The 22890-nt window shown below is 70.1% G+C and carries 21 protein-coding genes, 2 tRNA genes and 1 pseudogene; 7 read left to right on the top strand and 17 right to left on the bottom strand.

The window, feature by feature from the left end; all coding sequences use genetic code 11:
* Positions 1 to 32: 32 nt before the first annotated feature.
* Complete coding sequence (locus tag NAG42_RS20045) at positions 33 to 932, bottom strand: sulfurtransferase (protein ID WP_250031922.1); 900 nt, start codon at positions 930 to 932, stop codon at positions 33 to 35.
* 28 nt (positions 933 to 960) lie between these two features.
* Positions 961 to 1731, bottom strand: a complete 771-nt coding sequence (locus tag NAG42_RS20040) for an SGNH/GDSL hydrolase family protein (RefSeq protein WP_250031921.1) — start codon at positions 1729 to 1731, stop codon at positions 961 to 963.
* Between the two features lie 138 nt (positions 1732 to 1869).
* On the opposite strand from NAG42_RS20040, the gene NAG42_RS20035 reads away from it, so the two are divergent.
* From NAG42_RS20035 to NAG42_RS20020, 4 genes are read left to right on the top strand one after another with little or no spacing between them, the layout of a single operon-like run.
* Positions 1870 to 3603 carry a proline--tRNA ligase gene (locus NAG42_RS20035; protein WP_250031920.1) on the top strand — a complete coding sequence of 578 codons (1734 nt, stop codon included), beginning with the start codon at positions 1870 to 1872 and terminating at the stop codon, positions 3601 to 3603.
* A gap of 25 nt (positions 3604 to 3628) precedes the next feature.
* Positions 3629 to 4021, top strand: coding sequence for a CBS domain-containing protein (locus tag NAG42_RS20030; RefSeq protein WP_250031918.1), 393 nt, complete (start codon positions 3629 to 3631; stop codon positions 4019 to 4021).
* Between the two features lie 25 nt (positions 4022 to 4046).
* Complete coding sequence (locus NAG42_RS20025) at positions 4047 to 4481, top strand: SufE family protein (RefSeq protein WP_250031916.1); 435 nt, start codon at positions 4047 to 4049, stop codon at positions 4479 to 4481.
* A gap of 16 nt (positions 4482 to 4497) precedes the next feature.
* Positions 4498 to 5139 (top strand): DsbA family oxidoreductase, encoded by a 642-nt coding sequence (locus tag NAG42_RS20020; RefSeq protein WP_250031914.1) that lies wholly within the window; start codon positions 4498 to 4500, stop codon positions 5137 to 5139.
* A 71-nt stretch (positions 5140 to 5210) separates the two neighbouring features.
* Here the strand turns inward: NAG42_RS20020 and NAG42_RS20015 are convergent, their stop codons facing one another.
* The gene (locus NAG42_RS20015; protein ID WP_250031913.1) at positions 5211 to 5762 is read right to left on the bottom strand and encodes a YbaK/EbsC family protein; all 552 of its coding nucleotides are present in this window, start codon (positions 5760 to 5762) and stop codon (positions 5211 to 5213) included.
* Between the two features lie 275 nt (positions 5763 to 6037).
* On the opposite strand from NAG42_RS20015, the gene NAG42_RS20010 reads away from it, so the two are divergent.
* A complete protein-coding gene (locus NAG42_RS20010) occupies positions 6038 to 6577 on the top strand; it encodes a hypothetical protein (RefSeq protein WP_250031911.1) in 540 nt (179 codons plus the stop codon).
* Positions 6578 to 6706: 129 nt separating this feature from the next.
* Here NAG42_RS20010 and NAG42_RS20005 read toward each other — a convergent pair whose 3' ends face one another.
* The 11 genes from NAG42_RS20005 to gyrB form a co-directional block, all read right to left on the bottom strand.
* Positions 6707 to 7105, bottom strand: a complete 399-nt coding sequence (locus tag NAG42_RS20005) for an NUDIX domain-containing protein (protein ID WP_308201163.1) — start codon at positions 7103 to 7105, stop codon at positions 6707 to 6709.
* A gap of 130 nt (positions 7106 to 7235) precedes the next feature.
* Complete coding sequence (locus NAG42_RS20000) at positions 7236 to 8528, bottom strand: class I SAM-dependent methyltransferase (protein WP_250031909.1); 1293 nt, start codon at positions 8526 to 8528, stop codon at positions 7236 to 7238.
* 108 nt (positions 8529 to 8636) lie between these two features.
* Entirely contained in the window at positions 8637 to 9173 is a 537-nt protein-coding gene (locus tag NAG42_RS19995) for a helix-turn-helix domain-containing protein (RefSeq protein WP_250032146.1), read from the bottom strand.
* Between the two features lie 64 nt (positions 9174 to 9237).
* A complete protein-coding gene (locus tag NAG42_RS19990) occupies positions 9238 to 9972 on the bottom strand; it encodes a DUF6461 domain-containing protein (protein WP_250032144.1) in 735 nt (244 codons plus the stop codon).
* Positions 9973 to 10092: 120 nt separating this feature from the next.
* On the bottom strand, positions 10093 to 10590 hold the full coding sequence (locus NAG42_RS19985; RefSeq protein ID WP_250031907.1) for a hypothetical protein: 498 nt from the start codon (positions 10588 to 10590) through the stop codon (positions 10093 to 10095).
* Between the two features lie 63 nt (positions 10591 to 10653).
* Positions 10654 to 10726 (bottom strand) — tRNA-Ala (locus NAG42_RS19980).
* A 15-nt stretch (positions 10727 to 10741) separates the two neighbouring features.
* A complete protein-coding gene (locus NAG42_RS19975) occupies positions 10742 to 10870 on the bottom strand; it encodes a DLW-39 family protein (RefSeq protein WP_250031905.1) in 129 nt (42 codons plus the stop codon).
* Positions 10871 to 11115: 245 nt separating this feature from the next.
* Positions 11116 to 11189: transfer RNA gene (locus tag NAG42_RS19970), tRNA-Ile, on the bottom strand.
* Positions 11190 to 11265: 76 nt separating this feature from the next.
* Entirely contained in the window at positions 11266 to 12171 is a 906-nt protein-coding gene (locus NAG42_RS19965; protein WP_250031903.1) for a DUF3566 domain-containing protein, read from the bottom strand.
* Positions 12172 to 12174: 3 nt separating this feature from the next.
* On the bottom strand, positions 12175 to 14682 hold the full coding sequence (gyrA, locus tag NAG42_RS19960; protein ID WP_250031901.1) for a DNA gyrase subunit A: 2508 nt from the start codon (positions 14680 to 14682) through the stop codon (positions 12175 to 12177).
* 115 nt (positions 14683 to 14797) lie between these two features.
* A complete protein-coding gene (gyrB, locus tag NAG42_RS19955) occupies positions 14798 to 16750 on the bottom strand; it encodes a DNA topoisomerase (ATP-hydrolyzing) subunit B (protein ID WP_250031899.1) in 1953 nt (650 codons plus the stop codon).
* Between the two features lie 554 nt (positions 16751 to 17304).
* Between gyrB and NAG42_RS19950 the strand changes: the two genes are divergently transcribed.
* Both NAG42_RS19950 and NAG42_RS19945 read left to right on the top strand, forming a co-directional pair.
* Positions 17305 to 17871: a hypothetical protein gene (locus tag NAG42_RS19950; protein ID WP_250031897.1), complete on the top strand. Its 567-nt coding sequence runs from the start codon at positions 17305 to 17307 to the stop codon at positions 17869 to 17871.
* Between the two features lie 129 nt (positions 17872 to 18000).
* Positions 18001 to 19551, top strand: coding sequence for a hypothetical protein (locus tag NAG42_RS19945; RefSeq protein ID WP_250031895.1), 1551 nt, complete (start codon positions 18001 to 18003; stop codon positions 19549 to 19551).
* Here the strand turns inward: NAG42_RS19945 and NAG42_RS19940 are convergent.
* From NAG42_RS19940 to gnd, 3 genes and pseudogenes are all read right to left on the bottom strand, one after another.
* Positions 19542 to 20108, bottom strand: a complete 567-nt coding sequence (locus NAG42_RS19940; RefSeq protein ID WP_250031893.1) for a DciA family protein — start codon at positions 20106 to 20108, stop codon at positions 19542 to 19544. The two genes, NAG42_RS19945 and NAG42_RS19940, sit on opposite strands and share 10 nt — an antisense overlap.
* 751 nt (positions 20109 to 20859) lie before the next feature.
* Complete coding sequence (gene recF / locus NAG42_RS19935; protein WP_250031891.1) at positions 20860 to 21990, bottom strand: DNA replication/repair protein RecF; 1131 nt, start codon at positions 21988 to 21990, stop codon at positions 20860 to 20862.
* Positions 21991 to 21997: 7 nt separating this feature from the next.
* Positions 21998 to 22882 (bottom strand): annotated as a pseudogene (gene gnd, locus NAG42_RS19930) (phosphogluconate dehydrogenase (NAD(+)-dependent, decarboxylating)); the annotation flags it as partial.
* Positions 22883 to 22890: the final 8 nt, after the last annotated feature.

Below are 22890 nucleotides of genomic sequence, written 5' to 3'. Positions count from 1 at the left end.
GGGGCGGTCTCCCGCCCCGTTGATCTCGTCGGCTAGCTGAGGCCGCCGGGCTCCGTGCCCTTGGCGATGGGGGCGCGGACCAGGTTGCCCCACTCCGTCCAGGAACCGTCGTAGTTGCGGACCTGCGGATAGCCCAGCAGGTGACGCAGCACGAACCAGGTGTGGCTGGACCGCTCGCCGATGCGGCAGTAGGCGATGATGTCGTCGCCCGATTCGAGGCCCAGCTCGTCGCGGTAGATCTTGGCGAGCTCGTCCGCCGGCTTGAACGTGCCGTCCTCGTTCGCCGCCGACTTCCACGGCTTGCTCACCGCACCCGGGATGTGACCGCCGCGCAGGGCGCCCTCCTGCGGGTACGCCTCCATGTGGGTCAGCTCACCGGTGTATTCCTGCGGCGAGCGGACGTCGACCAGCGGGCGACCGCTGCTGATGTGACCCATGACCTGGTCGCGGAACGCCCGGATCTCGGCGTCGTTGCGAACCGGGACCGGATAGGTGGCGGCCGGTCGCTCGGTGCGCTCCCGGGTCAGCTCCCGGCCCTCGGCCGCCCACTTCTGCCGTCCGCCGTCGAGCAGGCGCAGGTCGCGGTGGCCGAAGAGGCTGAAGACCCAGAGGGCGTACGAGGCCCACCAGTTGAAGTTGTCGCCGTAGAACACGATCGTGTCGTCGCGGCCGATGCCCTTGGCCTCACACATCGCGGCGAAGGCGGCCGGGTCGAGGTAGTCGCGGGTGACCGGGTCGTTGAGCTCGAGGTGCCAATCGACCTTGACCGCACCCGGGATGTGCCCGGTGTCGTAGAGAAGAACGTCCTCGTCCGACTCGACGACGACCAGGCCCGGGGTGTCGAGGTGGGCGGCGAGCCATTCGGTGGTGACGAGCTTGTCGGGATGCGCGTAGGCCTGCAGTGCGGGCGCCGGATCGTTCTCAACAGACATGTCTGCCACGCTAGCCCGTCCCCGGCGGCTATTCAGTGCTCCCGATCGGCAGGAGCTCCGGGCGCTTCGCCGTGACCAGCTCGCCCGACGAATGGCCCCGCAGGTGCCGGCTCACCCAGGGCGCCAGGTGCTCACGGGCCCAGCGCAGGTCGGCGCTGCGGGCGAGCAACCACGGCGTCGGCTCGGGAGCGGGCGGCACCAGCATCCAGTCCTCGTCGACGCCGACCCCGAGCACGTTGAGCACCTGACCGGCGACCCGGCGGTGTCCGGCCGGCGAGAGGTGCAGCCGGTCCGGTGCCCACATGTGCGGGTTGCGGAAGCCGTCGTCACCGAAGAGATCGACCAGATGGCAGCCGCCGTAGCGGTTGGCGATCAGGCGGGCGCCGTCGTTGAGCACGGCCGCCCGACGGCCGAGGATGGCCGGCAGGTTCACGGTCACGTCGGCGAAGCGGAACAGGATCACCTCGGCGCCGGTGTCGCGCAGCCGGCTCACCACCGCGTCGAGCTCCCGCACCAGCGCGTGCGGATCGACCCGTACGCGTAAGGCGTCGTTCCCCCCGGCGGCGATGCTGACGAGGTCGGGCCGCATCGCCAGCGTCGGCCCGAGCTGCTCGTCGACGACCTCGTGCATCACCTTGCCGCGGATGGCGAGGTTGGCATAGCCGAAGTCCGGTCCCGAGTCGACCGCCAGCCGGGTGGCCACCAGGTCGGCCCAGCCCCGGAACGTGCCGTCCGGGTAGGCGTCGTTCAGGCCCTCGGTGAAGCTGTCCCCCATAGCAACGAAGCTCTGCCAGGCCATCGCCGCCCCCTTAACGCGCGCTCAGTGTTGGCTCGTGAACAACACATAAGCACCGAATGGAAGTCACCGGTAGCGTGACGGTGGCGACACCCCGTTAATGGACTGCTTTCCCCGGTGATCCTCCCTACGCTGCTTCGCATGCTGCTGCGAATGTCCACCTTGCTGCTCAGGACCTTGCGTGAGGAGCCGGCGGACGCGGAGGTGCCGAGCCATCGGCTGCTGCTGCGCGCCGGCTATGTCCGCCGCGCCGCTCCGGGGGGCTACACCTGGCTCCCGCTCGGCAAGCTCGTGCTCGACCGGGTCACCGCGATCGTGCGCGAGGAGATGGTGGCCGTCGGCGGGCAGGAGGTGTCGTTCCCGGCGCTGCTGCCGCGCGAGCCCTACGACGTGAGCAACCGCTGGACCGAGTACGGCGACGACATCTTCACGCTGAAGGACCGGCGGGGCTCGGACTACCTGCTCGCACCCACCCACGAGGAGATGTTCACGCTGCTGGTCCAGGACCTGACCAGCTCGTACCGGGACTTCCCGATGGTGCTGTTCCAGGTGCAGACCAAATACCGCGACGAGGCGCGTCCCCGGGGCGGGCTGCTGCGCGGGCGCGAGTTCCTGATGAAGGACGCCTATTCGTTCACGCTCACCGATGAGGAGCTCGTCGAGACGTACGCGTCGATCCGGGCCGCCTATCAGCGGGCCTTCGCGAGGATGGGGCTGGCGCACACCGTCGTCTCGGCCATGTCGGGCGCGATGGGCGGCTCGGCCTCCGAGGAGTTCCTGGCCACAGCCGAGGTGGGCGAGGACACATTCGTCGGCTGCACGGCTTGTGCCTACGCGGCCAACACGGAAGCGGTGGTGACTCCGGCCCCGCCGGCCACGACGGTGACGGCACCGCCGCTCGAGGTCCACGACACCCCGGACACCCCGACCATCTCCTCCCTGGTCGAGCTGGCCAATGCCCGGGCGCTCGGCGGCCGCACCGACTGGACCGCCGCCGACACCCTCAAGAACGTGGTCGTGACCGTGCATCGCCCCGGCGCCGGCGACGAGCTGCTGGTGATCGGCGTGCCCGGCGACCGCGAGGTCGACCTCAAGCGCCTCGACGCCGCCCTGGCTCCGGCCACCGCCACCCTCTTCGACGACTTCGCGTCCCGGCCCGACCTGGTCAAGGGCTACCTCGGTCCGCAGGGTCTCGAGGCGCGCTACCTGGCCGACCCGCGCGTCGCCCCCGGCACGGCCTGGCTGACCGGCGCCAACGAGCCGGGACGGCACGCCGTCAACGTGGCCGCCGGGCGTGACTTCACGCCGGACGGCACGATCGAGGCGGCCGTCGTCCTGGCCGGTGACCCGTGCCCGGCCTGCGGCACGGGGACGCTGACCATCCGGCGCGGCATCGAGATCGGGCACATCTTCCAGCTGGGCCGGCGTTACACGGACGCGTTCCAGGTCGACGTCCTCGGGGTGGACGGCAAGCCGATCCGGCCGACCATGGGGTCGTACGGGATCGGGGTCTCCCGGGCGGTCGCCGCCATCGCCGAACAGCACCACGACGAGCGGGGCCTGCTGTGGCCGGACGAGGTGGCACCGGCCGACGTGCACATCGTCGCGGCCGGCAAGGACGGTCAGGTCGAGGCGGCCCTCACTCTCGCGGGGGAGCTCGCGGCGGCCGGGTTGCGGGTGTTCGTCGACGACCGCCCCCAGGTCTCGGCCGGCGTGAAGTTCACCGACGCCGAGCTGATCGGCATCGCCCGGTCCGTCGTGATCGGTCGCCGTCTGGGCGAGGGGTACGCCGAAATTCGCGATCGCCGCACCGGGGAACGACAGGACGTGCTCGTCACGGACATACCAGGTGTAATCACTGCCGCACTCGGGTAACGCCACTACCACGGGAGGTGAGCGCATGGCGCGGGTTTCGGTCGCTGAAGTCATGACCCGGCAGGTGGTCTATCTGCCCGAGGCGACGATGCTGGACGAGGCGGCGCAGGTCATGCGCGACCGCGCCATCGGCGACGTGGTGGTGACCCGGGGCCCGACCATGGTCGGCGTGGTGACCGACCGCGACGTCGTGGTGCGGGCGATCGCCGAAAATCTGCCGCCCCGGTCGACCTCACTCGGCGACATCACCTCGCACGAGCTCATCATGGTCGAGCAGTCGGCCACGGTCGACGAGGCCGTGCAGGCCATGCGCGAGCGCGGCGTCCGCCGGCTGCTGGTCTGCGACGCCGACCGCAAGGTGGTCGGCATCCTGAGCCTCAGCGACGTCGCGCTGCTGCCGACGTCGGCACACGCCTGACGGCGACCGCGTTAGGGTCGGTGGCGTGACCGACATGCCGCCGAAACTGGCCGAGATCGTCGATGAGTTCGCCTCGGCGCCGCGCGAGCTGGTGCTCGAGATGCTGCTCGAGTTCGCCGACTCCATGCCCTCGCTGCCGGCCGGCTTGGCCGCGCACGAGGGCATGGAGTCGGTGCCGGAATGCCAGACCCAGTTCTTCCTCAAGGCCGTGGTGCGGCCGGACGACACCGTCGAGACGTTCTTCGACTGCCCGCCCGAGGCCCCGACGACCCGGGCCTTCGCCGGCATCCTGGCCGAGGGCCTGGAGGGCGCCACCACCGCCGAGATCCTGGCCGTGCCGGACGACCTCTACGCCCGGATGGGGCTGGCCCAGGCGATCAGCCCGCTGCGCATCCGCGGCGGCTCGGCCATCCTGGGCCGCCTGAAGCGTCAGGTCGCCGCCCAGCTGGCCACCCGCTGAGCCCGCCGGAGCGCTGATGGACATCCAGGTCTGGTCCGACGTCGTCTGCCCCTGGTGCTACCTCGGCCGGCGGCGACTGGGGTCGGCGATCGCCCAGTACGGCGGCGACGTCACCGTGACGTTCCGGGCCTACCAGCTCGACCCGTCCCCGGTGCCCCGTGGCCTGCTTCTCCGGGAGGCGATGGCGGCCAAGGTCGGTGGCCGCGAGCGCGCCGGCCAGATGCTGGCCCACGTCACCTCGATCGCGGCCGGCGACGGTCTGCGGCTCGACTTCGACCGGGCCGTCGCCGCGAATACGTTCGACAGCCACCGGCTGATCGCCTGGGCCGCCGGTCAGGGCCGTCAGGCCGAGATGCTGGAGGCGTTGCAGCAGGCCTACTTCAGCCACAGCCTCGACCTCGGATCGCCCGCGGTGCTGGCCTCGGTGGCCGGGTGGGCCGGTCTCGACGAGGCCGCCGCGGCGGCCTACCTCGCGTCCGAGGCCGGTGCGTCAGCGGTGAGGACCGACCTGGCCGAGGCCCGAGAACTCGGGATCTCGAGCGTCCCGTTCTTCGTCGTCGACGGGAAGTACGCCGTCCAGGGCGCCCAGGAAGTGGCGGTGCTGGTCACCGCGTTCGAGGAGATCGCGCGGCGGGAGGCGGTCGAGGCCGGTCGATGACATCGCACGTGATGTCCACTGGGCTTTCCACTCGGTGTTTCACGTGAAACCTCATCGACCAGCGTGACTGCTTATCCCACCGGCTTGGCCAGATCCTCGATCACCTCGGCGCCGGGAAGGGCGCCGAGGGCTGGACCGGCGATGGCGATCTTGCTGTGCCGCACCCCGGAACCGACGATCACATGCGGCGTGGCCGCGACGCGCGCGTCGACCAGGATCGGCCAGTCGGCGGGCAAGCCGATCGGGGTGATGCCGCCGTATTCCATGCCGGTCAGGCGCACCGCCTCGTCCATCGGCGCGAAGCTGCACTTGCGCACGTCGAGGCGCTTGCGGACGGCACCGTTCACGTCGGCGCGGGTGGTGGCGAGGACGATGCACGCCGCATACCGGACAGTCTCGCCCCGCTTGCCGGCGACGATCACACAGTTCGCCGAGACCTCCAGACCCACGTCGTACGCCTCGCAGAACGCGGCCGTGTCGGCCAGTCCGGGGTCGATCGGGGCCACCAGCACCTGGTCGGCGTCGATCGGGGCGTCCTCGGGCCAGACGGTCAGCGCCTTGGCGACCGGATCGGCCAGCAGGTCGGGGCGGGACTGGGCGGGTTCGAGCTTCAGACTTCCCATCACACCCGCCATCCTCGCTCAATACCCCGCCGCCAGGTAGTCCTCCCCCGTCCGGGTGCCCGTCGGTGTCGCGGTGGTGGTCGAGCGTCGACCCGCATCGCCTGCCCCCGCAGCCGTGGCCGTGGCCGTGGCCGTAGCCGTAGCCGTAGCCGTGGCCGTGGCCGTGGCCTGAACCATCCGCCGCCTTCCCCTCGCGCCGCCATTGGGCCGACTGGGCCGACGCAGTCATGGCGTCTTCCTCAGAATGCGACCGCGGCTGCCGACCGTCAGAGGGTGTGAGGGAGAGACGCGAAGGACGGGTTGGAACCGTCAGTGGGCTGGCCTTGCTGGCCGGCGGAACCGCCCTGGCCGCGTGCGTCGGCGGAGACCACCAGTCGCTGTCGGCGACGCTGCTGCTCGGCACACTGACCATCGGCCTCGGGCACTCACTCATCGAGGAGATCAAGCGTCAGGCGCGGCGCACCTCGAACGGCTGGACCCGGGAGGACACCACCAATGCGGTGCTCCTCGGCGTCTGGGCCGAACTCGCGTTGCTGATGACCATCCTGGTAGTCGGCACGACGCCGACGCGGGCCGTCGGGCTGGCCCTCGCGGTGGCCTACGGCGCGGCCTGCGGATATTTCGTGACTGAGCGCCGCCGCACGATCGCCGCCGCCACTCCCGTCCAGGACGAGGTGGTCGCTGTCGCTGTCACCGAGCGCGCTCCGACGACGGTGGAGATGGACGTCATCGACGCCGGCTTTCCCCAGCGCCGCCACCCGGGCCACTCCGGTCACGCCCCGACAGCCGGCAGCTTCGCCGACCACGCCGGCTGAGGCCGCTCCGCCGCTCTACGGGCCGAGGAACTCCGACCGCTTTCGACGCCGGCTGAACTACTCCGACCGCTCTGCCGGCCGAGGAACTCCGACCGCTTTCGACGCGGGCTGGGCTGCTCCGACCGCTGTCTACGCCGGCAGCACCACGATGATCGGTGGCACGGGGACGCCGCCGTTCGTCTCGGTCGGAAGCTCCGGGGCGGGCAGCCAGTCGAGCCCGAGCATCTCGGGTCCGATGCCGTCGTCGAGCCCGATGCGCGGCTCACCATCGGCCACGGTCACCGAGAACACCGACGTCATGCCCGACGGATACGGCATCTCGAGGACGTATCGGGCGTCGCTCACCACCAGCCCGGTCTCCTCGAACACCTCGCGCCGCACGGCCTCCTCGGCGGTCTCGCCGGGCTCCAGGCCGCCGCCCGGCAAGGTCCACCACTCACCGCCACCGGATCGTCGGCTGCGTTCGTGCACCATCAATACACGTCCGTCCCGCACGATCACGGCGGCGGCCCGTTTTCGTTTGTCCACGTGACGCAGGCTAACCGGCCCCGTACCCGTTCCGCATGACAACCTCGACGCCTGTGGACAACCTCGCCATGCGTTTGCCCGCAAGGGTTTCGGCACCCACCAAATAGGACAAAATGCTGACCGAAACCGATCAGGCCGCGTAAGCCTTTCGAGTGGGTGGCATGTCCGCCGCTCCCCCCCGGTGATCCTTCACCGCGAGCACCTGATTGACCCCGATACGCGACTGCTCGAAGGCGAGCGCCGATGCCGCCATGTAGAGCCGCCACACCCGTGCCCGTCCCGGGCTGGTCAGGCTCACCGCGCTCGACCACTCCGACTCGAGGTTGGCGACCCAGGCCCGCAGGGTGCGCCCGTAGTGCTCGCGCAGCGCGTGCACGTCGCGAACCTCGAAGCCGGCCTGCTCGAGCAACGTGACAGTGGTGCCCACCGGAACCAGCTCGCCGTCCGGGAAGACGTAGGCGTCGATGAAGGTGCGCGCCTGGTGCGGCTGCTTCGGCGGCAGGTGCAGACGGGAGATCTGGTGGTTGAGCAGCCGGCCGCCGGGCTTGAGGTTGTTGTAGAGGATGGCCGCGTACTCCGCGTAGGGCTCGGTGCCGACGTGCTCGGCCATGCCCACGCTGGAGATCGCGTCGTACGGTCCGTCCTCGAGATCGCGGTAGTCCTCGACGCGGATCTCGACCTGGCCGGTGAGCCCGGCCTCGGCGACCTGCTTGCGGGCATACTCGGCCTGCTCGGTCGACAGGGTGATGCCGACGACCTGGACGCCGTATTCGCGGGCGGCGTGGATGGCCAGGCTGCCCCAGCCGCAGCCCACGTCGAGCAGCCGCTGACCGGGTCGCAGCCCGAGCTTGCGGCAGATCAGGTCGAGCTTGTCGCGCTGCGCGTCGGCCAGGCCGTATCCGGGCGCGTCCGACATCCAGTAGGCGCACGAATAGACCATGCTCGGCCCGAGCACGAGGCGGTAGAAGTCGTTGCCGACGTCGTAGTGGTGGCTGATCGCCTGCCGGTCCCGGCGCTTGCTGTGCCGGGTGCCGGTGACGACCATTTCCTCCGGCGGGGGCTTGGGCTGGGTGCCGAGCACGCCGAGGCGTACGAGATCGCCGGCGACATGTCGCAGCGGCACGTCCCGGAGATCGGGCGCGCGCCAGAGCAGGGCGGCCAGGCGGTTGAGGGCGTCGTAGAGATCGCCTTCGAGCTCGATCTCGCCGGCGACGTAGGCGCGAGCGAGGCCGACGTCGTTGGGCTGCCACATCAGCCTGCGCAACGCGCGGCGATGCCGGATGACCAGCGTCGGGGCGTCAGCCGGGCCGGCCGTCGAGCCGTCCCAGGCTCGGATGCGGATGGGCAGGGGCATCTGGAGCATCGCTTCCAGGACGCCTTGGAGCTTCGCAGCGGTAGTGGTGTGGGGGATGGTGGTCGGCATCGGAACCTCCCGGGCGCAGCATCGCGCGACCGAATCATGGAACCGATTCACTATCCGCCCGACGCGGCAAGTTACATAAGGCTCTTTTCTAGTTTTGTGATCGAGGACTCACACAGCGCGCATGACCCGCTCGAGGCTGGCCGGTCGCAAAGGTCGTGCCTGGTCACAACGACTTTCGGTCAGTGCGTCGAGCACCGACCGACGCTCCCTTTCGGACAGTACTCCGGCGAAGGGTGACGTGGAACGCAGTCGCACCGCGTACTGCGCGGGCGAGGTGAGCGCCTCGATCACGGCCTCGGGCTCACCACCGAGCAGCGCGTCCCACCGCTCCAGCGACTCCCATTCGGGGCCGCCCGCGTGCAGGCGTCGCAGCCGGCGCAGGTTGATCTCGGTGAGGGCCAGCACAGCCGCCGGCCGAGCCATGAATCGCGCCGCGATCGCCTGGTGCAGCCACAACTGCTCCAGCTCGGTGCGCGTCAGCACGGGGTGGATCAGCGCCTCCACATCGGCTCGGCGCACCCGTCTCTGCGGTCCGAGGCTGACGTACGGCAGAAGCCCGCGCGCACAGAGGTCGAGCACGCGGCGCCGCGAGAACCGGAGAAGGATCGCGGCCTCACCAATGGTGAGCAGTTCGGTGGTGCGCATCGTCACACGTGGATGTTGGCCTGGCCGCACGCCTCAGGCAACAACCGAACGGCCATTGACTCTTTCACTGACCGGTTGGCACCACACTGAACAGATAGGTCCGCTCCTGCAACCCGGAAAGGCTCAACGGCACCCCGGTAACGCGCTCGGCCAGCGCAAACCCCGCCGCGATGCGCTCCTGGGGCGCCCGCACCACGCCCACGCCCGCCGCTTTCATCGCCCCGGCGAACTCCCCGACCCGGGTGCCCACGGCCGGCGAATCCACCGTCGGGTCGAACTCCAAAGAGACCCGGCCGTCCTCCATTACGGCGAACCGCCCGCTGCCGTCCGCCGCCCGATACAGGCAGACGACGACAGTCCCGTCGGACAGCGGCCGCAGCAGCCCGTCCTCGACCCCGAGCCCGCCGTTGTCCTCGACTACAAGCGACCAGTCGTCGTCCAGCCGAGCCACCCCGAAGTACAGCTTCCCGCTGCTGCTGGTGCCCCCGCTCTGCCCGTCCCCCGCTCCGACCATCTGCTGCCACCCGATGCGCTCGAGCTCCTTGGCTCCCATCCGCCGGACCACCGCCGACGCCCGCACCCGGCGAACCCAGACGAAACAGAACCCCTTACTCAGGTCCCCCACTTCACGAAACCACCCGTAGTCCCCCGCGACCGCGGACGACGAGCTCACCGGAGAAGCAGACGCCGACGGGGACGAAGACGTTCCCACGGCTACGCCGGACGACGCGGTCCCCGCTTTCTCGCCCCCCGACCCACACCCGCCCAGAAGCCCGCCCACTACCAGCCCAAACACCATCCGCCGCCGCACGGCGCCCAGTAGATCAAATGCCGCCCCCTCCCCGCACCCCCAACCGTCGTCCGAGACGCAGGGCGGTCAGCTTGCCGGTCGGCCAGGGCTACGGCTCCAGGGGGATGCTCACTGGCGCGCCAAGCGGCTCAGGATGGTCCGGGCCAGCGCGTCGAGCCGGGATCGCAGGTCGTCGTCGGCGCGTCCACCGAGGTCGTCTTCGAGACGTCCGGCCAGTGCGGCGACCGCCGGGAGCAGGTCGTCCAGCGGGCTGCCCTCATGTCCCACCACATACAGACGGTGGGTTCCCACCTCGGCCGGGATGCTCCGGTCGAGGATCCGCTCGCAGGTGTCGGCCGTGATCAGCTCCACCGCAGTCGCCAGGCTTGGTTCAGCGAGGCTGAGTTCGGCGGTGACCGCCGCCAGGCACCGGTTCGCGTCCTGCACCGGCAGCGTCCGAACCGACTCCGCCGCCAGCGCCACCACGGCGTCGCCGTTGACGCCGGCCACCAGTAGGTCGCAGGCCAGCATCACCGCGTGATGGGGTTCGGCGTCGTAGAGAAGCGCCCGGGCCTGTTCGACCCGGAGCCGGCGAAGAAGGCTGAACCCAGTCTCCGGCCACCACACACGCAGCCGCCCCCCGGAAACGCAAAATCCCCCCGGACCCAGTCCGGAGGGATCATTTTTCTGTGGAGCCCAGGGGACTTGAACCCCTAACCCCCGCCTTGCAAAGGCGGTGCTCTGCCAGTTGAGCTAGGGCCCCCCGATTCCCCGAAACCTACCGGAGATCAGGCGCCGTAGTCGCCTCGTGCCAAAGCGCCCGCTCATCGCTGGAAGCCTTGACCCTCTTGAAAACAAGCGCCGCCGCCCCGACAACCCCGGCAACAATCAGGAGCTTCTTAACCATCCCAGCTCTCCCATCAAGCCACCAGCAAAGGCGAATCAGACGCTGCTTCAGCCGTTCCGATGTGGCCGAAGGCCACGAACCCCACCGTTCCGATGTGGCCGAAGGCCACGAACCCCACCCCGCGACCGTGACCGTCAAGCCAGGCGCACCACCGCACCGTGGGGTTTCCGGGGCTCGGCCCCCGGAGCAGGAATGACGGGAAACCCAGGTCCGCGCGTCTTGCGGACAGGGAACACCGTTTCCCGTGGGGCTAGCTGGAATCGAACCAGCGACCTCAGAGTTATCAGCTCTGCGCTCTAACCGACTGAGCTATAGCCCCTCAAGTGCGACACCGAAGGTTACCGCACCGGGTCGGGAGCCACCAAAACGGGGGTGGCCCCCATCCCCGACGTTTCTCAGTCGCGCTCGGCGAGGGTCAGTTCGACCCCACCGACCAGGTCGGCGCACACGTTGTAGATGAATGCTCCGAGCGTCGCCAGCGCGGTGAACAGCACCACGTTGACCGCTCCGATCAGCATCGACGTGCCGATCACGCCCCAGGCAGTGATCTGGAAACCACCGCTGGCCGACGCGTCGTCGCCACCGCTGGCGCTGACGAGTTCCTTGAGGCTGGTGTTGACCTCGCCCCACACGCCCATGGCGTCCAGCGCGAGGTAGAGCACCGACGTCGCCACGACCACGACGATGAAGAGCACGACCGACACGGCGAACGAGAACTTCATCACGGACCAGGGGTCGATCCGCTTGAGGTTGAGCCGGGCCCGCCGGGGTCCGCGCGTGGCGGCCGACGAGACGCCGGACCGCGCCGAGCGGACCACCTCGGTCACCCGCGCCGCGCCGACCGCGGCCGAACCGCTGGCCGCGGCCTGGCCACCGGGGGCCCCGGGGGCACCGGGGCCGCCGGCTGGGCGCGCTGCCTTGACGTTGCCCGTGGTGCCGCCGGGGGCGCCACCGGGGCGCTGCTGCGGGCCGGTGCCGGGCTTCCCAGCCGGCGGCACGCTGACCCGGCCCGAGCTGCTGCCGGGAGCCGCACCCTTGCCTTTGGTGACGGTCGGCACGCTGGCCGAACCCTTCACGGCCGCTCCCGGCCGCTTGGAGTCGGAGCCGTCACTGTCGGCGGGCTCACCGGGCGGCGGGGCCATGCCCGGCGCCCGGGTGAACTTCGGCGGGGACGGGGCTTCGGCGGGGGCGGCGGAACGAGCCGCGGCGTCGCGTCCGTTCGGGGCGGCTTTGTCCTTGCCCGCCTCGTTCGGAGTCGCTGAGCTCCCCGTGGCCCCCGACTTCGCCTGTGTCTCCGGCATCAACTAGTCCTGTTCGTCAGGCTCGTCGGCATTGCGAGCAAGCGCCACGATGGTTACACCTTCTGGGAGGTCCATCAGCTTGACCCCCATTGTGTTCCGATCCCGTGTGCGCCGTACAGGCTTCACGGGAGTCCGGATGACACCACCATTGCTGGTGATGGCAAATAGTTCATCCTCGGGACTGATCACGAGGGCCCCCACGAGACCACCACGACGCTCCGTGATCTTCGCGGTGAGCACGCCCTTGCCGCCCCTGCCCTGCACGGGATACTCCTCGATCGGCGTGCGTTTCGCATACCCACCGTTGGTGGCGACCAACACATCCATCCCATCGCGCACCACCTCCATGGCCAGGAGCTCGTCCTCGCCGGTGAAGCGCATGCCGATGACACCCGAGGTGGCCCTGCCCATAGGACGCAGCGCCTCGTCGGTTGCGTTGAATCGGATCGCCTGGGCGTGCTTGGAGACCATGAGGAGGTCGTTCTCCGAAGACACCAGGGCCGCGCCCACCAACTCGTCGTCCTCCCGCAGGTTGATGGCGATGATGCCACCGCTGCGGTTGGAGTCAAATTCCTCGAGCCGGGTCTTCTTCACGAGCCCATTCTTGGTGGCGAGCACAAGGTAGGGCTCCACCTGGTAATTCGGGATCTGGATGACCTGGGCGATGTGCTCGTCGGGCTGGAACGCCAGCAGGTTCGCGACGTGCTGACCCTTGGCCACCCGGGCCGCCTCGGGCAGCTCGTACGCCTTGGCCCGATAGACCCGCCCCTTGTTGGTGAAGAACAGCATCCAGTCGTGGGTCGAGATCACGAAGAAGTGCGACACGATGTCGTCCTGCCGCAGCGTGGCGCCGCTGACACCCTTGCCACCGCGCCGCTGCGAGCGGTAGAGGTCGACCTTCGTCCGCTTGGCGTAACCGGTCCGTGTGATCGTCACCACAACGTCCTCGCGCGTGATGAGGTCCTCCATGGAGACTTCACCATCGAACGGGATGATCTGGGTGCGCCGGTCGTCGCCGAACTTCTGCACGATCTCGGCCAGTTCCTCGGAGACGATCGCCCGCTGCCGCTCCGGCTTGGCCAGGATGTCCTTGAGGTCGGCGATCTCGATCTCGATCTTGGCCAGCTCGTCGACGATCCGCTGCCGCTCGAGGGCGGCCAGACGGCGGAGCTGCATGTCGAGGATCGCGCCGGCCTGGATCTCGTCGATGTCGAGCAGCTGGATCAAGCCGGACCGGGCGTCCTCGACCGTCGGCGAGCGCCGGATCAGGGCGATCACCTCGTCGAGCGCGTCGAGCGCCTTGACCAGACCGCGCAGGATGTGCGCGCGCTCCTCGGCCTTGCGCAGGCGGTAGGCGGTGCGCCGGCGGATGACCTCGATCTGGTGCTCGACGTAGTAGAGGATGAACTGGGCCAGGTTGAGCGTGCGGGGCACGCCGTCGACCAGCGCCAGCATGTTGGCGCCGAAGGTCTCCTGCAGCTGGGTGTGCTTGTAGAGGTTGTTCAGCACGACCTTGGCGACCGCGTCCCGCTTGAGGACGAGGATCAACCGCATTCCGGTACGACCGGAGGACTCGTCGCGGATGTCGGCGATCCCGGTGAGCTTGCCCTCCTTGACCAGCTCGGCCACACGTTCGGCGAGGTTGTCCGGGTTGACCTGGTAGGGCAGCTCGGTGACCACGAGGCAGGGGCGCCCCCGGGCGTCCTCCTCGACCTCGACCACGGCCCGCATCCGGATCGAGCCGCGGCCCGTCCGGTACGCGTCCTGGATCGCCTGCTGACCGACGATCAGCCCGTAGGTCGGGAAGTCCGGCCCCTTGACGATCCCGAGCAGCGCCTCGAGGACGGTGGGCTCGTCGGCCTCCGGGTTGTCGAGCACCCACTGCACGGCGGCGGCGATCTCGCGCAGGTTGTGCGGCGGGATCTTGGTGGCCATGCCGACGGCGATGCCCTCGGACCCGTTGACCAGCAGGTTGGGGAACCGAGCGGGCAGGATCGTCGGCTCCTGCGTACGCCCGTCGTAGTTGTCCTGCATGTCGACGGTGTCCTCGTCGATGTCCCGCAGCATCTCCATGGCGAGCGGCGAGAGCTTCGACTCGGTGTACCGCATGGCCGCCGGCGGGTCGTTGCCCGGCGAGCCGAAGTTGCCGTTGCCGTCGATCAGCCGGTAGCGCAGCGACCAGGGCTGGCCCATGCGCACCAGGGCGTCGTAGATCGACGAGTCACCGTGCGGGTGGTAGTTGCCCATCACGTCGCCGACGACACGGGCGCACTTGACGTAGCCGCGGTCCGGCCGGAAGCCCGAGTCGTACATCGCATAGAGGATCTTGCGGTGGACGGGCTTGAGGCCGTCACGGACGTCGGGCAGCGCGCGGCCCACGATCACGCTCATCGCGTAGTCGAGGTATGACCGCTGCATCTCGACCTCGAGGCCGACGGGCTCGACCCGCTGGGCCACGCCGCCGGTGTCGGGAACCTCGTCGCCGGTGGGCGCTTCGGGAGTGTCAGTCACTGTTAACCCTTACTCAAGGTAAAAACAGACAAGTACGGCGAAAGGCCGCATTCTGCTGTGGATAACACTGTGGAAAGTGGGGTCACGCTGTGGATACCGTGACCCCACGACGTCACTAAATATCGAGGAACCGCACGTCCTTGGCGTTGCGCTGGATGAACGAGCGCCGCGCCTCCACGTCCTCACCCATCAGCACGCTGAAGAGCTCGTCGGCCACCGCGGCGTCGTCGAGCGTCACCTGGCGTAGCGTCCGGGTGGCCGGGTCCATCGTCGTGTCCCACAGCTCCTGGAAGTTCATCTCGCCCAGACCCTTGAACCGCTGGATGTCGTCCGGCTTCGCGTTCGCCTTCTTCTGCTGACGCAGGGCGATCAGCCCGTCACGCTCGCGGTCGGAGTAGGCGTATTGCGCGTCGTCGCCTCGCTTGTTCCACTTGATCTTGTAGAGCGGCGGGGCGGCCAGGTAGACGTGGCCCATCTCGACCAGCGGCCGCATGAAGCGGAACAGCAGGGTCAGCAGCAGCGTCTGGATGTGCTGGCCGTCCACGTCGGCGTCGGCCATCAGCACGATCTTGTGATAGCGCAGCTTGGCGACGTCGAAGTCCTCGTGGATGCCGGTGCCGAGCGCGGTGATCAGCGCCTGGACCTCGTTGTTCTTCAGCACCCGGTCGATGCGGGCCTTCTCCACGTTCAGGATCTTGCCGCGGATCGGCAGGATGGCCTGGATGCGGCTGTTGCGCCCCTGCTTGGCCGAGCCGCCGGCCGAGTCACCCTCGACGATGAACAGCTCGGACTCGCGCGGGTCGGTGGACTGGCAGTCGGCCAGCTTGCCCGGCATCGAGCCCGACTCGAGCAGCGACTTGCGCCGGGCCAGCTTGCGCGCCTGCTGCGCGGCGATGCGGGCCCGGGCCGCCTGGTCGGCCTTGGTGATGATCGACTTGGCCTCGGCCGGGTTGCGGTCGAACCAGTCGGCGAGCTGCTCGTTGGCCACCCGCTGGACGAAGCTCTTCATGTCGGTGTTGCCGAGCTTCGTCTTGGTCTGACCCTCGAACTGCGGGTTGGCCAGGGTCACCGAGATGATCGCGGCGAGACCCTCGCGGATGTCCTCACCGGAGAGGTTCTGGTCGCCCTTGAGCAGCTTCTTCTCCTTGCCGTACCGGTTGACGATGCCGGTCAGCGCGGCGCGGAAGCCCTCCTCGTGGGTGCCACCCTCGTGGGTGTTGATGCGGTTGGCGAAGGTGTAGACCGACTCGCCGTAGGACTCGTTCCACTGCATGGCGACCTCGACCGCCATGCGGGCCTCGTTGTCCTCGGCCTGGAACTCGACCACGGTCTTGTGGATCGGGCTCTTGGTGGCGTTGAGGTGACGCACGAAGTCGGCGATGCCGTTCTCGTACATGAAGGTGACCGCGCGGGGCTCGCCGTTCTCGTCGGCGAAGTCGGCCCGCCGGTCGGTGAGCTTGATGGTCAGGCCCCGGTTGAGGAAGGCCATCTCCTGCAGGCGGCGATAGATCGTCTGCCAGTCGAACTCGACCGTCTCGAAGATCGTCGGATCGGGCCAGAACTGCACCATCGAACCGGTCTTGTCGGTGATCTCGCCCTTTTCCAGCGGACCCGGCTTGGAGGCGGTGTAGTGCTGCCGCCAGACGTTGCCGGACTTGTTGATCTCGACGAACATCTTGCGGGAGAGCGCGTTCACGACGGACACGCCGACGCCGTGCAGGCCGCCGGAGACCGCGTAGGCCTTGTTGTCGAACTTGCCGCCCGCGTGCAGCACGGTCAGTGCCACCTCGACGCCGGGCTTCTTGAGCTTGGGGTGCAGGTCGACCGGGAACCCACGGCCGTTGTCGGTGACCGAGACGCCGCCGTCGGCCATCAGCACCACGTCGATCGTGTCGCAGTAGCCGGCCAGGGCCTCGTCGACCGCGTTGTCGACAACCTCCCAGACCAGGTGGTGCAGACCCCGCTCGCCGGTGGAGCCGATGTACATGCCCGGGCGCTTACGGACAGCCTCGAGCCCCTCCAGAACGGTAATCGACTCGGCGCCGTACTCCTGCTTGTTCTCTGCCACCCTCGGCCACTTTCTCGCACCGGGCCCTGGTGGGGCCCCGCACGGGGAGGGCGGGCGTGCCGGCGTACGGCGGGCAGGGTGAGCCACAGATGACAACCCGCAGGCAGGAGCGGACCACCGGTGGAACCGTGCTCGCCGGTCGCCGCGGCAGGCCCGCGGATCGTGATCGGCTGGAAAAACCGCGTAGCGTGACGGGAGCAGTCCGTTTCGTCCTCGACGGAGCGGAACCGCGGTCATTACGCAGAGGTTTTCCCGGTCTTCATCGATTCTACTCCGCCGAAGCCAGTTGGCGAGGGTCCGGCACCCCTTCCGGGTGCCTCAGATTGCCGTAGCCGGATCGGGGGCCGCTCCCACGTCTCCCCCTACACGGAGCGGGGGCCCCGCGCAACGGCAAGTGATTCGGCGGCCCGTCGCCGGGGCGCGCCTGCCACCGGTCGCCGCCACGCACTGCGACACTGCCTCCCGACGGTGGGGGTTCGTGTCGTAACCTCTGCCCCGCGCGGGCCGGTGAGGGCCGGACGGCCGCGACGCAGGTCGAGGAGGGGTGGCCCCACATGGCGCACGACAAGGGGCTGGACAACGTCGCGGTGCACTGGCCGCGGACGAATCAGTACTACGACCCGGTGGCTCCCGCCGAGTTCGTGGACTTCGGGGCGATCGCCGACGCGCCCGACATCGCCGCGCCCACCGGGGCTCTGGCGCTGCACATCGCCAAGACCGGCACGGTGCGCGCCACGGCGTACACCGAGCTCGTCGATCTTCTGCTGGGTCTCGGTGGCGTGCTCTACGCCACCGACGCCGCGGCCGAGGACGAGGACCCGGTGATCGATCCGGACGGCTGCGCGTGGATCGCCGGCGGTCTGGAGCGCTTCGTCGAGGGCCACGAGAGTTACGGCGACCTGGTCACCTTCGACTCGGTGGCCGCGGTGATGCGGAACGCGGTCGCCGCCGGACGACTCGCCGAGCAGCAGTTGCGCTGGCTCGATCAGCGCCTGGCCGCCCTGCGCGACGAGGCCGGGAACCCGCCGCACTGGACCTTCGCCCGCTCCGAGCTGGCGGTCCTGGGCGGGTTCTATCGTCGCTGCGGCGAGCGCGGATTCGCGGTATTCGCGGACTACTGATCAAGGTCAAGGGCGGGAGGTCGTAGCGGGGTGGGTGATACGGACCGTCGCTCACGCCGAGGGCCCGGGCGGGCCGAGCTGGCCGCTGGCGCGTCCAAAGCGCTCCGCCCACCCGGGCGACGTGCGTAAATGGTCGCGCCCAGACCCACCCCGGCGGTGCTGCGCGGACTGGCCCGCAATCCCGCGGCGCCGGTCGAGCTGCTGCTCGAGCTGCTGACCACCGCACCGGATGTGCTCCGCAGAGCTCTCCGGCACCGCGCCCACGTGCCGCGGCCCGTGCAGGAAGCGATCATCGCCGCCGGCCCGGTGGACAACTCCGGCGCCTCGGACGGGGGCCCGTACCGCCGTCTGGTCCTCGCGCTCGCCGAGCACCGGGCCGTCGACCGCGACCTGCGATACCGCCTGCTGGCCGATCCGGACTGGCGGATGCGGCTGCGCCTGGCCGCCCACCTGCCACTGACCGACGAGGACCTCACCGGCCTGCTGACCGACGCGGCCGGCGCCGGACCCGGCTCCCTGCTGACCCGGGGCGAGATCCTGGACGAGCTGCACGAGGTGACCCGCTACGACCCACGGCTCTATGCCCTGGCCGCGATCCACCCCGATCCCCGGATCCGGATCTTCGCCGTGCGGGTCACCGAGCATCTGCCGCGGTTGCTCACCGACCCCGTGGCCGAGATCCGGCTGACCGCCGAGCGCGCCCTCGCCGAGGACAGACGGATCATGGAACCGGCCGACCTGCCGCCACACCACTGCCACGCGTACTGGTCGGTGCTGCAGCGGCCACTGTCCCGCGCCCTGATCGACCGGGTGCTGTCCGACGACCAGGCGCTCTTCTTCGTCGGCCCCAACCCGACCACCCCACCGGACGTGGTGGAGGCCCTGCTGCGGCACCCGTCGGCCGAGGTGCGGCAGCGCCTGACCGGGCGCGCCGATCTCACCGGGGACCAGCTGCTCCGGCTGGCCGCCGATGCCGACGCGGGAGTGCGCAGGGCGGTGTCCCATCATCCTGGCCTCACCGAGGACTTGCTGCTCCGGCTGGCCGCCGATGCCGATGCGGGAGTGCGGACGGCGGTGTCCGTTCATCCCGGCCTGACCGAGGACCGCCGGGCGGCCATCGACATCGACGTGCCGGCGCCCGACCAGGAGCTCGTCGCGACGGGCCGGCGTTCCACCCGGTACGGCGACGACCCGCCGCCGTCGCTGGACGACGCCCGGCGCTGGTCGCAGTCGGTGAACCCGCTGCTGCGGCGGCGGGCGGCCCGCAACGGCGACCTCCCGGTTCCGCTCGTCGACGACCCCGATCCCGGCGTACGGCTGCTCACCGCCCTGCATCACCCGGCGGCGCCGCCGGAGCTGCTGCTGCGCTGCTTCCGTGAACGCACCGGCCGCGGACGCGAGTTGCTCGGGACGCATCCACGGTTTCCGGCCGAGGGGCGCGCCCTGTTCGCGGGCGACGAGGATCCCGCGGTGCGGCGGCTGGTCGCGGACGATCCACAAGCCGGCCCCGAGGTGGTCGAGCGGCTCCTCGGTGATCCGTCCCGCGTCGTACGGGAAGCCATGGCCTCTAGCCCTCGGTTGCCCGAGGCGCGCATCCTCGCGCTGCTCGACGACCCCGACCTGGCCGAACACGCCGCGGCCAACCCGGCGCTGCCGATCGCGCGGATCTTTCAGCCGTAGGTGTCGCGGGGGCCGCGGCCCTGCACCCGGCGGGGACCCTTGTTCCAGGACGGGGCGGCCGGGCCGTGGATGTTGAGCTTGGTGACGACGTTGTGGCCGACCTCGCCGGCGATGTTGCGGAGCAGCTTGGCGGCCAGGAGGCGGAGCTGGGTGGCCCACGCGGTGGACTCGGCCTCGACGGTCAGCACGCCGGCGTCGAGCTTGACCGGGCGGCAGTGCTCGGCGATGTCCGGGCCGACGACCTTCTCCCAGGCGCCGAAGACGGTGGCCTCGGCTTTCGGGCGCTCCCAGCCCCGGGCTTTCATCAGGCGCTGCAGCATGTCACCGAACAGCTGAGGATCGCGCGGGTCGGGTCCGGGGCCCGAATAACCCCGGAGGCGCTTGCCACTGCCCTCACCGGAGCCGGGACGCCGCCGGGGCATGCGGGCGGCCGCCTGGCGACGGGCGAGCGCGGCGTCGAGCACCGCCCGGGCGAGCTGCGGCCCGGCAGCGGCCTCACCACCCTCCCCACCGTCACCCGCCGCGCCTCCCGTGGCGCCATCCGACGTTCCTCCCACGGCACCGCTGGAGGTTCCTCCCAAGGCACCGTCCGAGGTTCCTCCTGCGCCACCGTCCGAGGTTCCTCCTGCGCCACCGTCCGAGGTTCCTCCCGCGGCGCCACCCGAGGTTCCTCCCGCGGCGCCACCCGAGGTTCCTCCCGCGGCGCTACCGGAGGTTCCTCCCGCGGCGCTACCGGAGGTTCTTCGCGCGGCGCCACCTGAGGCTCTTCCCGCGGCGCCACCTGACGTTCTTCCTGCGGGGCCGCCCGAGGTTCCTCCTGTGGCGCCTGCCGCGGCACCACCCGGCGTGCCTCCGGCGTTACCCGGCGTGTCTCCCAGTGCGCCGACCGACGGGCCTTCCGCGGCGCTCCTCGCCCCACCCCGCGCGGCCTCAGCGGCTCTCTGCGGCCATGGGGCGTCACCGGGCTGGTCTGGACCATGGTCGACATTCGTTGCGGCCGCAGAGCGGCTCTCGAAGCGATCACGGGCCACCGCGCCCGCCGGCCAGGACGAGCCGTCGGCCGAATCGGCGGAATACCAGCCGTCGTCGACGTCGCCCAGCTCCTCGCGGGCCACGCCCTGTGGATCGGCCTGTGGATAGAACCGCTCGGCGGTGGACGGTGGGCGGTGCTCCCGGACCAGGTCGTCGCGCTCCCCGCGGGACAGGTCGGCGCGGCGCTCGCGGGCGAGCCCCTCGTGGCGTTCCCGGACGAGCTCGTCGTGCAGCTCGCGGCGGGCGCGGGCCGCGTCGGGGCTCTGGGGCTGATCGTCAGACGGCACGGGTCACCGATCCGGTGGAGACGTCGAAGCGGGCGCCGCGCAGGGCGGCCGGCACATCCTCGGGGACGGCGCAGGTGACCAACAGCTGGGCGGCGTCGGAGACCAGGGCGGCGAGCCGGTCCCGGCGGCCGCCGTCGAGCTCGGCGAAGACGTCGTCGAGCACCAGCACCGGCTCGATCCCGTCCGAGCGCAGCAGGTCGTAGGCGGCCAGCCGCAGCGCCAGCGCGAACGACCAGGACTCGCCGTGACTCGCGTAACCCTTGGCCGGCAGGTCGCCCAGCGTCAACGTCAGGTCGTCGCGGTGCGGGCCGACCAGGGTGACGCCCCGCTCGATCTCGGCCGGGCGCCGCTCCTCCAGCGAGGCCAGCAGGGCCTGCTCCAGGGCCGGGCGGTCCGGCGTGAGGCCGTCACCGAGCTTGGCCGCGTACGCGATCGCCGCCGACGTCCGCCCGGCCGCCACCGCGTCGTAGGCCTTGGTCAGATGCGGCCCGAGGGCCGCGGTGAGCTCGAGCCGGCCGGCGAGCAGCTCGGCGCCGTGGTGAGCCAGATGCTGATCCCAGACGGCGAGCGTCGAGAGATCCTGACCGCGGTTGCCGCCGACCTTGCGGGTCAGGTAGGCCGTGCGCAGCAGGGCGTTGCGCTGCTTGACGACCCGGTCGTAGTCGGAGCGCACCCCGGCGTACCGGGGCTGGCGCGCCACCAGCAGGTCGTCGAGATAGCGGCGGCGCTCGGACGGGTCACCGCGCACCAGCTCGAGATCCTCGGGCGCGAACAACACCATCCGCAGCGCGCCCAGCACTTCGCGCGGGCGACGCACCGGCGACCGGTTGAGCCGGGCCCGGTTGGCCTTGCCGGGCACGATCTCCAGCTCGACCAGCAATTCCCGTCCCTCATGGACGATCGCGCAGCGGATCACCGCCGACGCGGCTCCGGCCCGCACCAGCGGGGCGTCGGTGGCCACCCGGTGACTGTCCAGAGTGGCCACGTAACCCAGCGCTTCGATCAGGTTGGTCTTGCCCATGCCGTTCTGCCCGACCAGCACGGACACGCCGGGATCGAGATCGACCGCCACCCGCTCGTAGGAGCGGAAGTCGGCCAGCTCGACCCGGCGTACGTACACGTGGGCCTCAGCGCTTGACGGCGTGGCCGCCGAACTGCTGGCGCAGCGCGGCGACGGCCTTCATCGCGGGCGAGTCGTCCTGACGCGACTCGAAGCGGTTGAAGATCGACGCCGCCAGGACGTGGGCGGGCACGGCGAGCCGGATGGCCTCGTCGACCGTCCAGCGGCCCTCGCCGGTGTCGTCGACGTAGCCCTTGAGGCCGGAGAGCGTCGGGTCCTCGTCGAGCGCCCGGTCGAGCAGGTCGAGCAGCCACGACTTGACGACGCTGCCCTCGCGCCAGCTCTTGATGACGGCGGGCACGTTGTGGACGAGCTCGGAGGCGATGAGGATCTCGTAGCCCTCGCCGTACGCCTGCATCATCCCGTACTCGATGCCGTTGTGGATCATCTTGGCGTAGTGACCGGCGCCGTGCGTGCCGGCGTGCGCGAAGCCGAACTCGCCGGCCGGCTTGAGCGCGTCGAAGATCGGCTGGACCTTGGCCACGTCCTCGGCGTCACCGCCGACCATCAGGGCGTACCCGTTGTCCTTGCCCCAGACGCCGCCGGAGACGCCGACGTCGAGGTACTTGATGCCCTGGGGCTTGAGACGCTCGGCCCGCGGGCCGTCGTCGGTGAACTTGGAGTTGCCGCCGTCGACGATGATGTCGCCCGGCTCGAGCAGGCCGGCGAGCTCGTTGATGGCGTCCTCGGTGATCTTGCCCGCCGGGACCATGGTCCAGACGACTCGCGGGGCGGCAAGCTTCGAGACCAGCTCGGCCAGGTTGGCCACGTCGCTGTTCTCCGGGTGGTGGTCGTATCCGACCACTTCGTGCCCCGCTGCGCGGATACGGTCGCGCATGTTGCCACCCATTCGGCCGAGACCGATAAGGCCGAGCTGCATGGTGTTCCCCCTAGATGAGC

Source organism: Paractinoplanes maris (assembly GCF_023544465.1).
Lineage (GTDB): Bacteria > Actinomycetota > Actinomycetes > Mycobacteriales > Micromonosporaceae > Actinoplanes > Actinoplanes maris.
Note: the sequence above shows the minus strand (reverse complement) of the source record. Positions and strands in the feature narration are given on the sequence as shown.

Excerpts from the sequence above, each read along its gene's own strand:
- NAG42_RS19965 (WP_250031903.1), bottom strand. The coding sequence starts at position 12,171 with ATGCCGGAGACACAGGCGAAGTCGGGGGCCACGGGGAGCTCAGCGACT.
- NAG42_RS20040 (WP_250031921.1), bottom strand. The coding sequence starts at position 1,731 with ATGGCCTGGCAGAGCTTCGTTGCTATGGGGGACAGCTTCACCGAGGGC.
- NAG42_RS20030 (WP_250031918.1), top strand. The coding sequence starts at position 3,629 with ATGGCGCGGGTTTCGGTCGCTGAAGTCATGACCCGGCAGGTGGTCTAT.
- NAG42_RS20015 (WP_250031913.1), bottom strand. The coding sequence starts at position 5,762 with ATGGGAAGTCTGAAGCTCGAACCCGCCCAGTCCCGCCCCGACCTGCTG.
- NAG42_RS20020 (WP_250031914.1), top strand. The coding sequence starts at position 4,498 with ATGGACATCCAGGTCTGGTCCGACGTCGTCTGCCCCTGGTGCTACCTC.
- NAG42_RS19990 (WP_250032144.1), bottom strand. The coding sequence starts at position 9,972 with ATGGTGTTTGGGCTGGTAGTGGGCGGGCTTCTGGGCGGGTGTGGGTCG.
- NAG42_RS20045 (WP_250031922.1), bottom strand. The coding sequence starts at position 932 with ATGTCTGTTGAGAACGATCCGGCGCCCGCACTGCAGGCCTACGCGCAT.
- NAG42_RS20000 (WP_250031909.1), bottom strand. The coding sequence starts at position 8,528 with ATGCCGACCACCATCCCCCACACCACTACCGCTGCGAAGCTCCAAGGC.
- NAG42_RS19975 (WP_250031905.1), bottom strand. The coding sequence starts at position 10,870 with ATGGTTAAGAAGCTCCTGATTGTTGCCGGGGTTGTCGGGGCGGCGGCG.
- NAG42_RS19995 (WP_250032146.1), bottom strand. The coding sequence starts at position 9,173 with ATGCGCACCACCGAACTGCTCACCATTGGTGAGGCCGCGATCCTTCTC.
- NAG42_RS19945 (WP_250031895.1), top strand. The coding sequence starts at position 18,001 with ATGGTCGCGCCCAGACCCACCCCGGCGGTGCTGCGCGGACTGGCCCGC.
- NAG42_RS20035 (WP_250031920.1), top strand. The coding sequence starts at position 1,870 with ATGCTGCTGCGAATGTCCACCTTGCTGCTCAGGACCTTGCGTGAGGAG.
- NAG42_RS19950 (WP_250031897.1), top strand. The coding sequence starts at position 17,305 with ATGGCGCACGACAAGGGGCTGGACAACGTCGCGGTGCACTGGCCGCGG.